This is a genomic window from Paraprevotella sp. (genome assembly GCF_986071375.1).
The window spans coordinates 85,945-101,137 of record NZ_CFQRNQ010000014.1 but is presented as its reverse complement, the minus strand read 5'-3'; the positions used below and the strand labels follow the sequence as shown (position 1 = coordinate 101,137).

General features: G+C 52.0%; 5 protein-coding genes and 1 pseudogene. 2 read left to right on the top strand and 4 right to left on the bottom strand.

Going from position 1 to position 15,193, the window contains the following annotated elements; translation table 11 throughout:
- Positions 1–264: 264 nt before the first annotated feature.
- Positions 265–3,102, bottom strand: coding sequence for an alginate lyase family protein (locus AC5RDV_RS09130; RefSeq protein ID WP_130892897.1), 2,838 nt, complete (start codon positions 3,100–3,102; stop codon positions 265–267).
- Between the two features lie 267 nt (positions 3,103–3,369).
- On the opposite strand from AC5RDV_RS09130, the gene AC5RDV_RS09125 reads away from it, so the two are divergent.
- Positions 3,370–7,461 (top strand): hybrid sensor histidine kinase/response regulator transcription factor, encoded by a 4,092-nt coding sequence (locus AC5RDV_RS09125; RefSeq protein ID WP_282748231.1) that lies wholly within the window; start codon positions 3,370–3,372, stop codon positions 7,459–7,461.
- An 83-nt stretch (positions 7,462–7,544) separates the two neighbouring features.
- Entirely contained in the window at positions 7,545–8,066 is a 522-nt protein-coding gene (locus AC5RDV_RS09120; protein ID WP_130892896.1) for a sigma-70 family RNA polymerase sigma factor, read from the top strand.
- Between the two features lie 565 nt (positions 8,067–8,631).
- Here AC5RDV_RS09120 and AC5RDV_RS09115 read toward each other — a convergent pair.
- The 3 genes and pseudogenes from AC5RDV_RS09115 to AC5RDV_RS09105 form a co-directional block, all read right to left on the bottom strand.
- Positions 8,632–11,121: an alpha-L-arabinofuranosidase family protein gene (locus AC5RDV_RS09115; RefSeq protein ID WP_130892895.1), complete on the bottom strand. Its 2,490-nt coding sequence runs from the start codon at positions 11,119–11,121 to the stop codon at positions 8,632–8,634.
- A 29-nt stretch (positions 11,122–11,150) separates the two neighbouring features.
- Positions 11,151–14,270 carry a glycoside hydrolase family 2 TIM barrel-domain containing protein gene (locus tag AC5RDV_RS09110; protein ID WP_282748232.1) on the bottom strand — a complete coding sequence of 1,040 codons (3,120 nt, stop codon included), beginning with the start codon at positions 14,268–14,270 and terminating at the stop codon, positions 11,151–11,153.
- A gap of 84 nt (positions 14,271–14,354) precedes the next feature.
- Positions 14,355–15,155: pseudogene (locus tag AC5RDV_RS09105) on the bottom strand (family 43 glycosylhydrolase); the annotation flags it as partial.
- Positions 15,156–15,193 lie beyond the last annotated feature (38 nt).

Sequence of the window (15,193 nt, the reverse complement as noted above, 5' to 3'; positions counted from 1 at the left end):
ACTGACAAAAGTGTTATAAGCCGCTGATACTCATAGAGTTGAAGCCGTGGCGCAGGCGGCCATTGAAGAATGATTCGAATCCGTTTGATTGCAATACATAAAGAAAGAGACCTGCGCATCCATTGCGCAGGTCTCTTTCTTTATATATGTTCATAAGGGAATCGGTCGTTTTTTGTCATTATTATCTGAAAACAATCTCTACCTTAGGGGAAAAACTCATACCTACCGTATCAGTTTGATGCGGACAACTTATGAACAATTTTTCTATATGACGCTATTTCTTGTAATTTTAATGGACTGGCGTTTGCCCGTAGAAGTAGCGTATAATCCGATACATATCCCTTTGTTCCGAGAGGTGAGACGTATATGATTGTCCCCCATTCCGCAGGTCTCCGTTTGCAGAAGCACACCGGATAACGAATAGATACGTAATATCCCGGCTTCTTTGCTCTTCAGGTACAACTCCTGTCCGTGGCAGGAATAGCTGACGATGGGATTTATGGTATACTCTGTTTCGTTCCGACGGTCTTTGATGCCATCAGGGTCGTCCGGTTGTACTTTTCGGATGATGGCGAAAGGAAATTCTGAAAACACGCTTCTCGTCGTTACGCTTAAAGCCGGATTGCCGGCATCGGTTTCGAGAAAACCTGAGCCTGCGGAAGAAGAAAGACCGATGGCGTACAGGTCTTCATCCGAATATTTGCGGAAGAGATTGAAGGAATGTTTGGAATAATCGTTCTTTGTAGTCAGTGTCCCTTCGTCAGACAAATGTTTATTGTTATCCGTTTGGCTGACAAACATGTAACGGTCGCCATAAAGCGGCATGGGACGTATCCTCCACAAAAAAGAGCGGTCGTCGGTTTCGTCCAGACCGGTGAACGTGGCATCCGTATTCCTCAAGTACCGCCCGGTTTGCGGGTCTTTAATATAAAAACTGTCTTTTACTTGCGGTTCGAGCGTATTGATCTCATATACAGGCAGGTTGAAATGCAAAACGGTTTCGGTTTTCGAGCCTGTTTGTGAAACGCGGTGGAACATCAACGTGTATTCCATGCAGGTGTCCAACACTCCGACACACAAGGTATCGTTCAGGTCGGCCACTTTTCCGCCCAAATCGTTCAGGTGGAAAGTCAATGTGTCGGCTTGTATGGTGTCTTTGTCGAGTATCCACTTGTAAATGCGCGTGGAGTTGGCAGACTGGGCGAGCAGGGAGTTCGGCGAGGCGTACAAAGACACGGCTGTGTGGCGTGGCACGGCCAAGGTCGTCCCGCTATAGTTTTTATCGTCGCCATACGCAATGAACGGGTCTATTTCCGACACCTCCACGCGGAACGTTTGTTGTAATCGGGCACCGGCCTGATTGGTCATTGTTACCCGGTAATAAGCATTCGATGAAACGCTCGGCAGCGTCATCAGATTTTCGTTGTGGCTCAGTGCATTCCAATTCTGCCCATTGGTACTTTTTTCCCACTTCCATTCACGCACGGGCGTATCGATATACTCCATCCCAAATGTCTGTTCATCATATTTCCTCACGTAAATCAACGTGTCTGTTCCCGTCGTGCCGTTCATTTTATAATAAGGAGTAAAGTTACCGGTCCATCCCTCCCCTTCCACATGAAGGGCGAACAACTGCGTGTTGCTCACGCCTTTTTCGTTGGTGTAATGCACACGGAAGGTACGCGAAGTGTCCAGCACGATGTCACGTGTGGCCGAAGTGCATGACGGCTCATCGTCCCATGCCCATTTGCCGGTATCCGTTTCTCCGTCCGGCAATAGGGCCGTCAGGGTCACGGTCGCCCCTTTGGGAATACAGTTCACGTCAGGCCGGTTGATTTCACGGCCTTCATACGCGATTTTTCCACTCAGGACCGTGGGGACTTTAGTCTTGTCCTCCAACGGGTCGAGCGTACACATCAGGGTACTGAAACCCAAATGGTCGTATCCGCCGCTGTTCCCTCCGCCGAATCCGCCTCCTGCGTCTATACCGTTTTCGTTCATTTCGAGCATCTTTCTGGAGTAAGGCACCTCTATGCCCCGTATGTTTTCATAGTAATTCACGATACGGGCTTGAGCCGGACGGTTGGTTCCCCGTCCTCCGTCTCCCATTCTCATGAAAGTCCCGTCGCAATTCGTATAAGGACTGTTCGGCAAGTCGTCCACTCCGGAATTATAGGCGTTGACGTATTCAAACCCACATACGATACGGTCGTCCTTCAGGGCATAAAAGTCATCGCCTTGGTTTCGCCCCGTGCCGCAAAGGTCTGCGGCCAACGCAAGCGCCATGGCGGCATGCCCTTGGTCGCGGTTGGATTCCTGCATCTGCCCGAAATAGCCGAAAGGGCCGCGTTCGTCCGGATGAAGTTTCCAGACCAAATGATGCAGCGATTCGCCATAACGGTGGTCTTCCATATACTTATAATACTCCGTAGCTTGGTTGTAGATGAAGACATCGTCGCACAAGATACCGATGCTCATCGCACACAGCACGTTGCACAAGCCCCAATTCGACCAATAATGGTCGTCTTGTGTCCCGTTGCGTCCTTGCAGGAAACCGATTACCCCGTGGTACCACACTTTCAGCATCCATTCTTTGAATCGTCCGAAGTCCGTGTCGTCCCATCCCGGATAGTCTCGCATCAGTTCGGCAGCGTTGGCAAACTGGTAGCCATACAGCCCGTATGCCAGACAGGCATTCGTGTCTCCGCTCACCTTCTTGCAGGTCTTGGCCCAAGCATTAAGGATTTGGACGGACTTGTCCGCATACGCCTTATTGCCGGATATGTGCCAGACCAACGCACATTGGTAAGCTGTGGCGGCATCCCGGTAAGCCAACTGGTAATTGTCCGGGTCGGGTTCCCAAATCGTCCGGCCTCCGCGTACGATTTTCTCGACCGGAGCAGCCTTCCAGTCCAAATTGACATGCGGGCTGGTCTGCAGTTTCCTGTAAGCGGAAGCCCAAGGCTCCTCGCCGGCTTCTACCTTGGCTTTTGTCCGGTCCAGGTCGGCCTGCGTATGCAACATGCCGGGATGGATGAAGTTTTGTGCATTCAGCCATAACGAACTGCACAGCGTCACGACTATCAAGTATCTTTTCTTCATGGTAAATGTTTTTGATGGACAGCGGCAAAGTTAGCAGGTAAATACCGTACGGGGGCGGATGAAAAAAAGCATCTTTTACGTCGTTCTGAACCAAATGCTACTGAAGGCTGATTTTCAGCCACGGCGTATGGGAAAATGTCCGAAAAAGACGGCTGATTCAGTACGATGCAACAAAACGACCTATATTTTGAACCAAAATATCCTACGTCAAATGATGCCGATTGCCTATCTTTGTCTAATCATCATTCGTTATTTGAAAGAAAAACCATGGATACCGTAAAACTAAAAGTCAATTTCCAAGCCTTATGGTTCATCGTTCCGACACTGTTCCTGTTTTTTGCCTCGTGCCTCTACGCACAAGACCGTCAATACAAATTCCGCCTTATCGATGCTTCGGACGGACTTTCGGACGGACAGATCCGCAGCCTGACGATGACGGAAGAAGGTTGTATCGCCATCAAGACCGGTTTCATCCTGAACATTTACAACGGTGCCACGTTCGATCGATTCCCCTACGACAAGCAGCGCAAATACACTTGGGCATACGACCGTCCGCCCAAAGAGTATTACGACCGCGAAGGACGGATGTGGCTCAAAGAGTTGGGCTACCTGCTTTTGCTCGACATGAAGAGCGGGCAATATGATTATTCCGTTACCGAAGTGTTGGCGTCCATGGGAATAGACCGACGGCTGAAGAACCTTTTCATAGACGATTATAAGAATTATTGGTTCGTGACCGAAGACAATACCGTCTCTTTCTACGACGTGGAACAGGGGCGTTTGCGCACCATAGAGGATGGTGGTAGCAAGTTTACCCGGCAATACGGCGTTCCGGTGGAAATGGTGCAATACAAGAACCTTTGTTGGATTGTATATGAAAGCGGGCTGATTCGCTGTTGGGACTACTCTTCGGCCGAGTTTGTATCGCAAGAGACACGTTTCCTGCATGTCATCAACCTGCTTACCGACCGCATATACTTGCATCCGGATACCCAAGGAAACATCTGGCTGATGTATAATAACGGGCTGTTTTTCTACAACCGTATGGAACGTACCTGGAAGGAGGCGTGCGGCATCAGCGGGCTTTCCAACTTCTTCACGTGCATGGATTTGGACCGGGAGGGCAATGTATGGGTCGGCACGTCAAAATCCGGCCTCCGCATCATCGATGCCCGGACGTTCGAGGTGACCACACTTCCTGCACTGGAACTGACCGACGGTGGAACACTGGAGAACGATATTTATACGGTATTTTCCGACCGAAACGGGGGAATATGGGTGGGCACCCTCTTTCAGGGTTTGTGTTATTACCATCCCAGCATGCAGAAGTTCTCTCTCGGCCACACGGTGAAGCGGTATTCGTCCGTTACCAACGAGAGTGTCCGATGCTTTTTGGAGGATGGCGACGGGAATATACTTGTCGGAGGTGCCTTCGGACTCTTCCGTTTCCGTCCGTCCACCGGTGAAATGGAGCAAATGTTCAAGGCCGAACCGAATGACATTTGCCTTTCCGTCTTTAAGGACAAGGGCGGACGTATATGGGTGGGCACTTTCCTTCACGGTTTTTATTGCATCGAGGACGGACAGGTTCGCAACCTTCTCCGTTCTACGGTGAATTGGGAACAAGACCCTAACCAGAACATATCCCGTGCTTTGTACGAAGACAGCGAAGGGCGTTATTGGGCCAGTGTGACCGGCGGGGTCGGACGTTTCGATCCGGTCACGGGGAAGATTACCTATATGTTGCACGACCGCCATCCCGAACTCCGTTCATACGCCGTGGTTCATGCCTTCTACCCGGTGGACGGCCATACGTTCGCCGCTTTGGGCAACAGCGGCATCTACTATTATGACACGCAGAAAGACAGCGTGTGGATTCCGGACTTTCTGAAAGAACAGCGGTATGCCGACACCAAATATTTCTGCATGCTGAAAGACCGCCACGGCGTGGAATGGTTCGGGACGGAAGACGGCATTTTAGTGTTTGACCCTCGCCGCAAGGAGGCCATGGTGCTGACCGAATCCGACGGACTGCCCAACAATGCCGTCACGGCTTTGTTGGAGGACAACGAAGGGACGGTATGGGCATCCACGTTGAACGGGCTTTGCAAAATCGCATCCCGTGATGACCGTAGCGGCAAAGGGTTTTCCGTGGTGAGTTATGGGGAAACCGATGGGTTGCAAGGCGGCAAGTTCTATGAGAATGCGGCTTTGAAGACCCGCTCAGGCCTCTTGTTTTTCGGTGGAGCGCACGGATTCAATTATTTCAATCCTTCGGAAATCCGGTACGACCGGAGCGACAACCATCCCGTCTTCACCCGTTTCTATCTGTTCAACCACCCGTTGAAAGTGAACGAAACGTACAACGGGCATGTGATTCTGACACAGACCGCAGACCAAACTTCAGAAGTCCGGCTCCGTCACGACGAAAACTTCATTATGATAGAATTTTCAGGTCTGAATTACGTCAACCCTTCGCACACTTACTATAAGTATAAACTGATGAACTACGACAAAGAGTGGAACGAAGTGGTGGCCAACGGGAGCGGACGCGCCACCTATACCGGATTGCAGCCCGGTGAGTACAAATTCGTGGCCTATACCGCCAACGGAGACAAGATTTGGGGGAAGACACCGGCCGAAATCACCATCGTCATTGCGCCCCCGTTCTGGGCGACGGCATGGGCCATCGCGGTGTACGTCGTGCTGGCTGCCGGCTTGATGGTCTGGTCGTGGAGAAGGTTCCGGAGGCGGGCACAGCTCAAAATCCGGATGGCTCAAGAAGCCAACGAACGGAAACAGCGCGAAGAGCTTGACCAGATGAAGTTCCGCTTCTTCACGAACATCAGCCATGAGTTCCGCACTCCCCTCACCCTGATTCTTACGCCTTTGGGGGCACTCATCCACGATACGGGCGAACCGGAGCTGAAAAAGAAGTTGGAACCTATTTACAATAATGCGCGCCGCCTGCTCAATCTGGTAAACCAGTTGCTCGATTTCCGTAAATTGGAAATGAAGGGCGAGCGTCTCAGGTTGAAGATGAACGACATGGTCTTTTTCTTGGAAGAAGCTGTCAGGCAGTTCACCGACTTGGCGGCAAGCCGTGAGATAGAACTTTCCTTCGAGCCTAAGGTGGAACGTCTTTTCATGAATTACGATTCCGACAAGATGTATAAGATGCTCAACAACCTGCTTTCCAATGCCTTCAAATTCACCTCCGCGCACGGACAGGTACGGGTCACGCTGGAGAAGGTATCGGAAGACGGACGGCCGTATGCGGCGGTCAGGGTGGAAGACACCGGATGCGGCATTGCGGAAAAGGATTTGCCCTTCGTTTTCGACCGTTTCTATCAGACAGCCACGGAGGGACAACCGGCCGGGCAAGGCAGCGGCATAGGTCTCCATCTGGTGCGCGAGTACGCCAAACTGCATGAAGGAAAGGTCACGGTGGAAAGCCGGACGGGAGAAGGCACGGCCTTCACCCTGTATATCCCGACCGACCTGCATGGCGGAGGGACGGCACCTGCGGCAGAAGAAAAGACGGAATGCCGGGACGAAGAGAGCGAAATCCACGACATGCCGCCCACGGAGACGGGAAGGAAGAAGATTCTGGTGGTGGAGGACCACGACGAATTCCGTCATTTCCTGGTGGAGCAACTGCAAAAGGACTTTTGTGTGGTGGAAGCGCGAGACGGCGTGGAGGGCGAACAGGCGGCACGGACGGAGTTGCCGGACTTGATTGTGTCCGACCTGATGATGCCCCGCATGGACGGCATGGAACTGTGCCGCAGGCTGAAAGGCGACATACAGACCTCACATATCCCGTTCATCCTGCTTACGGCCCGCAGCTCCGATGATTCGCGCATCGGGGGATACGAAGCAGGGGCGGATTCTTATATCTCGAAACCGTTCAACTGGGAAATGCTGCAAGTGCGCATCCGCCAACTCATCGAGCAGAAAGAACGGCGGCAAAAGATGTTCCGCAAGTCCATCGACGTGTCTTTCGAGGCCATCACCACGACTCCGGTAGACGAGAAGCTGATGGAAAAGGCATTGGAGTCCGTCAAGAAGAACATCAGCAATCCGGAATATTCCATAGGCGACCTGAGCTTGGACGTGGGGATGAGCAAGACCCAGTTGAACCGCAAGGTACAGTCTATCGTAGGCATGACCCCCTTGCAGTTCATCCGCTCCGTCCGATTGAAACGGGCAGCCCAACTGTTGAAGACCACCGGATGCAGCGTGAATGAGATAGCCGACCTCACGGGATTCAACACCATCAAGTATTTCAACCTGCATTTCAAGGAAGAGTTCGGCATGACACCGACACAGTTCAGGGAAAAAGAAGGAAAGGCGTAAAATGACGTAACAATCGGATGAAATCATCCCATCCCCTCGCCTGCCGTTAGGCTACTTTTGTGGTAGAAATCAAACGATGTGCCATGGAAGCAAAAAACGACGAAAAAGGACTGGCCGCGTGTTACGTACGGCAAAAGGAGGCTTTGAAGCATTATATCGCATCCCGCATCGACCGCCCCGACGAGGCGGAAGACTTGGTGCAGGATGTGTTTGAAAGATTATGGAGCCACAAGGACTTCATACATCCTGAGGCCGTACTGACTTTGACGTACAAGACGGCACGTAACCTGATAACCGACCGACAGCGAAGATACCGCAAGGAAGATGACGTGTATGGCGAACTGCTTTACACGCAAGAGTCCCTGCAAGACACGACGGAGGAAAAAGTCTCTTTCAAGGAATTGAAACTGATGTTCGACCGTTTGGTGTTTGCCCTGCCGGAAAAGCGGCGTAAGGTGTATTGCCTGTCTTTTTTTGAAAACCTCACCCTTTCCGAGATAGCCCGTGAATTGTCTGTCTCCAAGCGTACGGTGGAACAGCATATCTTGTTGGCGCGCAAGGATATTAAGGCGCAGTTGCGAAAGGAATACTTCAGATATGGGTGAAGCGTATGGAGAAACTTACATTTGTACGTTTTAGAGGACTTTAAGCTATCAAAAAGACAGTTTTTCCGGAATCCTCCTATTTCAAGAAGAAGGGAAAAAGGACTTTTCAGGTCTTTTTTCCGCATATTTATACGGTATAAATACAATATTATGGCATAAATCCTGCATATTCGTGCTTTTTTCTCAGCCGAACGGTAAATCGTTCGGCTGAAAGCGATTTTTCATTCTCAGCATATTGTGCATCCATACTCTTCCAAAAGGGGAATCCGGAGGCTGAAAACGGTTGGAAAATGCCCTTTGAGGGGTTCTTCAGACGCTAACTGAAGAAAATACGTCTCGCAAAAACGGAATCAGAATGTTCCGGAGATTCGCGTCCGGCTAACAGGCCAACTGTTTTCTTCCGTACTTCATTCCTTGTAGCCGGACAAAAAGAATGTGAAAACAAGTCTATGCTTACAAAATATTAAAATTCCATCCTCACGAGAATAGCGTATTTGTTTCCGGCTTAGAGCCTAAGAGCAAATACGCTATTCTCGTGAGGGTGGAAGTGACAGATTGACAAAAGTCAACGTTTTATCCTGATAACCGTGAAGGAATAGGCCGGCATTTCGTAGGGGAACTTCTCCCCTATTTCCATTGCGCTTTCCACCGGTACGGCATCCGTATCGGACGGACGGCCCGCAAGGACTGTCCGCTGCCCCTCGGCTTGCCGACCTGCCAACGACGGGATTTCCACATCCGCCTTGACCGCCACCGGAAGCAGGTTCACCAATTTCACGACAAGGTCACCGCTTTCGCCGTCTTTCACCACGGAAACGCCCACGCGGCTGCGCACATCATGCCTCCGGTTGTCCACCGTCAGCGTGGAGGGCAGGTATTCGCTTCCGGCGTTCTGCCCGTACATCTTTTGCACGTAGTAGTCCACAGTGGGTTTCACTTCCGTGTTGTTGAAGTAAATCAAGTCCGGCCTCCACTGCGTATGCCCCTCCTTGGCCAAGAGCGGAGCGTATGATGTCATGCTCACCACATCGCCGTTGCGCTCCACCGAAGTCAGGAACAAGGCAGCCGCCAAGGCCGTTTCGATATTGCTCGGCCGTCCCGGGGCATGGGCCGCATACTCTCCCAGATAGACCTTGGACTTGTTGCGGTCGTAGTGGTCGTAGTAATCTTGGTTGTAAATGAACCATCCCGGCGTGTTGTAATTATGCTCGTCCACCATGGGCAACTTCAAGCGGTCGGCCAAGGCCCATCCTTCCTCATAGTCCGTGCCTTCGCTGAAAGGTCCCGTCGTACCGATGACCGTGATTTCGGGATATTTCTCCCGGATGGCCTCATAAATCATCGTAAACCGTTCCGTAAACACGCGGCTGATGAGGTCTTCGTTGCCCAAACCTATATATTTCAGGTTGAACGGTTCGGGATGTCCGGCCTTGGCCCGTTCGCGTCCCCATCGTGTGGTCTTGACATCGCCGTTGGCGTATTCTATCAAGTCCAACACGTCCTGCACATATTGCCCCATCTCTTCCATCGGGATACCGCCCTGCTGTCCAAGGCTCGTCACAATGTCCTTGGAATGATGGCTCGGCCCTCCGATGCCTGAGTTCTGGCAGGGCACGCCTGCCGCCACGACCGGTAACGGTTCGGCACCGATGTCCTCGCAGAACTGGAAATACTCGAAGTAGCCCAAACCGCGCGTCTGGTGGTAGCGCCAGATGTTGGCCGCAGGCTTGCGGGCTTCCAACGGGCCGATGGTTTCTTTCCAATGATAGATGTTGTCCACCCCGTCCCCATGGGCCAAGCATCCACCGGGGAAGCGGACGAAGCGCGGACGGATGTCGGCAATGGCCTGAGCCAGGTCGGCACGCAACCCGTTCTTCCGTCCCTTGAACGTCTTTTGCGGGAACAATGAAATCATGTCGAGGGCATACCGTCCGGCAGACTGCGGGATGATGACGAGCCGGGCCTGAGCGACGGTGGCCGTGGCTTTCAGCACGGCTTCCCGTTTTTTCCAGGTTTTGGAGGACAACTTGACGGTGGTCTCGGCCACGGTCTTTCCCTGTGGGTCGACCAGACGTACCACGGACTTTCCGCCTCCCTTGCCGTCAGGTGTACAGGTAAAAAGCGAAAAGTCGTACTTCTCGCCTTCCTTCACCGCAATGCCGTCGAATCCCGTATTTGTGAAGCTGCCGCCGGGCTGCGCCACGTCGAGCACGGCGTAATGGGGATTGTTGGGATGAACGGGCTGTTCCGTGGACACGTCAAATGTCATGCCCTTGCCTTCCACGCTCCATGCGTAGCGGCTGTTCCAGCTCTTGTCCTTGTTACCATCGGTTTCGGAGTACTCGAAATCCCGGTTCTGCACCAGTTCGGCATACAGTCCGCCGTCGGCTGCATAATTCAAGTCTTCAAAGAACACACCAATCAAGTCCTCACTGATGGGCTTTGCCCGGCCTTCGTCCACGGTAATCCGCGCACTAACCGTTTGCAGTCCGGCAAACCGGGCCGCGTCATGTTCTGCACGTTCCCCGCGTTGGGCGTTGAGGGCAGAACGATATACGCCATGCCGTTCCAATCCTTCCACTATGCCGTACGGCACCTTCAGTGCAAATCCCGCGATAGTCTTGTCGCCCACTTGCACGGTGTCTGCCACCGGCATACGTGCGTTTTTCACCTCATGGCGCGATTTCTCGTCTGCCATGAAAAACTCTTGAGGTTTCCACCGTATCAAGTCTGTTGAAGAAGAACTGCCCATCGCGCTGCCGTCCGGGGTCAAATCCCAGAAGCAATGCCACCGCCCGTCCGTCCGATCCTGTACCAACTGCGGGCGGTACACATGTTTCCAAGGACCGAAGTCGCATTTCAGGAACACCATGCCTTCGGCCACGTCGTGCCATTGCTCGCGATCCGTGCTCCATACAAGTTGCATGCCGCGCCGCCCGTTGTCGTTCACCGTAGGATACGGAAAAACATACACGGAGTCCGGTTGTGCCGCCCACGTAGGGACAACAAAAAGATTGACAAAAGCAATACTTAAATAAATATTATTAAAATTCATGTTGACTGCACATTATGATATTTTTCTTCTTAATATAAAGGATAGCTGTGGGTAACAGGAGTCATGATGAAAGTGAAATCATAATCTCCATACGGCAGGCGGAATTCCGGTTCGGGCATGGCACTCCAACTGTCGATACAAGCCAATCCCATCTGCACCTTGTCTATCAGCACGTTGGTCAGGTCTGCCTTTTCCACTTCCTGCGAATGGCCTTGTTTCTTCACCGGCCCTTCGTCCAACGATTCGATGGTGTAGTGCAGGGAGGAAGCCGAGAACGGAGCATCGGCCACGAACTGCAACCCCGTGCCTTTCACGTCGAGGACTTTCCACCAACGGATGTCTGTTTTCGTGCCAGTCTCTTGCGGACGGATGTAGGGATAGAACTGCTCGTCTACGGTCTGGTGATAAATGCCAAGGTCCGTACTGTGGTTGCGGTTGCTGTAATTCTCCACCGGCCCGCGACCGTAGTAAGACACGTATTCAAAATCCTTGGGCATGACTAACTGCATGCCGAAGCGGAACATCTCCGAAACCTTTTTTCCCTTGTCGGCCACCATCTTTTGGTTGACCCTTACGGCTCCTCGGTTGTTGATGGTATAGGTCAGGTAAAGTTTGGCCGACACGTTTCTCATGTCGTATTCTGCCGACACGACAACCTGTCCGTCTTTCGTTTCGTGTTTTAAAGACGTGAGATGCAGGTCGGGATTTTTCCAAGCCGCGTATTTTTGTTGCAGTTTGGCACCGTAGTCATTGTCGGTCGGGGCGCGCCAGAAGTTCGGGGTCAGCGCATCGCCTTTCCGGATGAACTCTGTCCCGTCTACAGCATAACGTTCCATGTATCCGGTCATCTTGTTGAAACGTATCCGGAAGTCCTCTCCCGTGATAATCAGATGGGCAAGATTACGGTCGTTGACTTGTGGGACGGCATCCGGAATGTAACGCAGGCTTTCGTTCTTCAACACCATGTCCAGTGCCTGATAAGGCCGGAGTTCAATTTGTGCCTTGGCCACCACGTGGCGTGCCGGAAGAATTCCTTCCCTGTCCCGTTGCAGGTATCTCACGTTGAGCAACCATTCGCCTTCCCCGTCAGTTTTTCCCCAGTCCAAGTTCATCGTGACGGTTTGTTGCGGTTGGCAATCTATCCGTTCCACCGTTCCGCTGCGCACGACTTTCCCGTTTTTCAGCACGTCCCACTCCATGACGTATGCCGAAAGGTCGCGGAAGAAATTCTCGTTGTATATCTTGATTTCGCCTTTCGACAAATCTCCGGGCGTGGTCCAGATGTTCTGGTAGAAGTACCTCACTTCATGGCTATGCGGGTTCGGCACACGGTCGGGGCCGAACAGGCCGTTGTCCATGTAGTTGTCATCTTTCGTCTTATAATCATCGAAATCCCCGTCGTAACCGTATATCATTTCCCCGTTGCGACCTGTCCATCTGGGCGACTGGTCCACCCAGTCCCAAATGAAACCGCCTTGGAACTTGGGATATTTCCGGATCAGGTTCCAATAGATGTTGAAGTCGCCCAAAGCGTTGCCCATGGCATGGGCATATTCGCACATGATGAAAGGTTTCTGTTTGCTCTCGTCCTCGCAATATTTGATGCAACGGGAATAAGTGGGATACATCGGGCAGTAGACATCGGTGGTGGAACCGGTGTCGTAAGCCTGTTCAAAGTGGACGAAGCGACTGGGGTCTTCTTGTTTGACCCAATCGTAACAGGCCTCGAAGTTCGAACCGTTGCCGCACTCGTTACCCAACGACCACAGGATGATACTCGGATGGTTGAAATTGCACTGCACGTTGCGTTGGTTGCGTTCCAGATGTGCTTTCTTGTAGCTCGGTTCTTTGGCCAACGTGGTTTCCTTGAATCCCATGCCGTGGCTCTCCAAATTGGCTTCGGCCACAAGATAAAGGCCGTAACGGTCGCACAGCTCATACCAATAGGGGTCGTCCGGATAGTGGCAAGTCCGCACGGCATTGACATTGAATTTCTTCATGAGTTGTATGTCTTGGAGCATCCTCTCGCGGGTAACATACGAACCTCCGTCGGGATCCATCTCATGACGGTTTACTCCTTTGATGAGCACGGGCTGCCCGTTCACCAAAAGCTGGCTGTCCTTGATTTCGATTTTCCGGAATCCCACTTTTACGGGTATGACTTCACGGATGGTGCTGCCGTCCTTCAGTGTGACCCTGAGGGTGTAAAGGTAAGGAGTCTCTGCCGTCCATTTATGCGGGTTCTTCACCGGCATGGTCACAGACCGGTTTCCTGTTCCCCCGACCTCTTCCGTGCAAACGGTTTCCCCGTTGGCATCAAGCAATTCAAGCGCAACATGGGCTTTGCCTTTCACGTCCAGACGGACATCCAATGTCCCGTCCTGGTACCGGTCGTCCAAGCCGGGAGTGACCCGAAGGTCTTCTATCCGCTTGGTGTGGCGCACGTAGAGGTAACAGTCGCGTGATACGCCGCTGTAACGGAAGAAATCCTGGTCCTCCAAGTAGCTGCCGTCGCACCAACGGAACACTTGGAAGGCTATCAGGTTCTTTTGCCCCGGTTTCAGGTAAGGGGTCAGGTCGAATTCCGCTGCCATCTTGCTGTCCTCGCTGTAACCCACAAACTTTCCGTTGACCCATAGGTACATGTTGGAAGACACGGCACCGAAATGGGCGATGATGTCTTTTCCTTTCCAGTCTGAAGGAATCACCACTTCACGGCGGTAGGAACCTACGTGGTTGTTTTCCACCGGGACATGGGGCGGCTTCTTGAACGTGCGTCCTTCATAGCCTTTCCAACCGAAATCTATTCCCGCATACACCGGGACATCATAACCGTTCAGTTCCCACACGCCCGGAACCGGGAAATCTACCCAACCCTTGTCGTTGAACCCCGTTTTCCAGAAGCCTTCCGGACGTGCGTCCGCATGTTCCACCCAGTTGAATTTCCAGTTCCCGTTCAGGCTCATGAAGTTCTCGGAAAGTTCTTTCATTCCTTTTGCCGCCAGTTCCGTACTTTCGTAGGCAAAAAAATCGGCGTGCATGGGGACACGGTTGACGGCATTGGTTTCCGGGTCTTGCCACTCCTTGAATGTTTGTGCGTAGGCATGGCATGCGCATACGCCTAATATTCCCAATAATATTCGTTTCATCGTATGTCGATTCTATTTATGAATGTACATGGTACAATCTTTAATTATAGACTTGGAATGACTTGTTTTATTGTGCCGTCTTCATTAAAAACCACGCGATCCATGCAGACTTCGCGGTGATAACGCTTCACGCCCCATCGTGATGCCGTCGGGGAACTTGAAGCGATGGTAGACAATATACCATTCGTCTGTGCCGGGCACCTGCAGGAATGACTGGTGGCCTGTGGCGTAGATGCCCTGATCGGGCTTTTTGCAGACTACCACCCGGCTTTCCGACGGGTCAATCGGGCCGACAGGAGACTTGGAGCGCACGTAACGGACTTCATAGTCCGCGCTCCGCGTGTCGTTTTTAGACCATGTGAAATAATAGTAGCCGTTGCGGTAAAAGACATAAGGCGCTTCACTGTAATGCCGGTCGTTGTCGATAAGTATCTTCGTGGTGTTCGGTTTGATGGACACCATGTCGTCGTCCAGTTCACACACGGCCATGTAATAGTTGCCCCAGTACAAATAAGTCTTACCGCTCACGGGGTCGGTGAAAACGTCCGGGTCGATATTCTGCCCGCGTTTCATTCCGCTGGGTCGTTTGCGGCTTATCAACGGTTTTCCGCTATCACGGAACGGCCCTTCCGGACGGTCGCCCACAGCCACTCCGATTTGCCGTTCTGCTGTATAGTAAAAGTAATATTTGTAACTGCCGTCTGTCTGCTTTTTCTCTATGATGCAAGGTGCCCATGCGTTCTTTTTCGCCCAAGACACGTTTCTCAGATCCAAGACGACGCGTTCTTCTTTCCAAGTCTTCAAGTCGGCAGACGAGAAAGCCTTGAAACTCGTGCCGCCCCAATTCGGAATACCGTCCGTCGTGGGATAAATGTAATATTTCTTAGTCTGTTCGGAATACAGCACTTCCGGGTCTGCGTAAT

Bases quoted from the DNA above. Each gene is read 5' to 3' on its own strand.
- AC5RDV_RS09110 (WP_282748232.1), bottom strand. From the start codon at position 14,270: ATGAAACGAATATTATTGGGAATATTAGGCGTATGCGCATGCCATGCC.
- AC5RDV_RS09125 (WP_282748231.1), top strand. From the start codon at position 3,370: ATGGATACCGTAAAACTAAAAGTCAATTTCCAAGCCTTATGGTTCATC.
- AC5RDV_RS09120 (WP_130892896.1), top strand. From the start codon at position 7,545: ATGGAAGCAAAAAACGACGAAAAAGGACTGGCCGCGTGTTACGTACGG.
- AC5RDV_RS09130 (WP_130892897.1), bottom strand. From the start codon at position 3,102: ATGAAGAAAAGATACTTGATAGTCGTGACGCTGTGCAGTTCGTTATGG.
- AC5RDV_RS09115 (WP_130892895.1), bottom strand. From the start codon at position 11,121: ATGAATTTTAATAATATTTATTTAAGTATTGCTTTTGTCAATCTTTTT.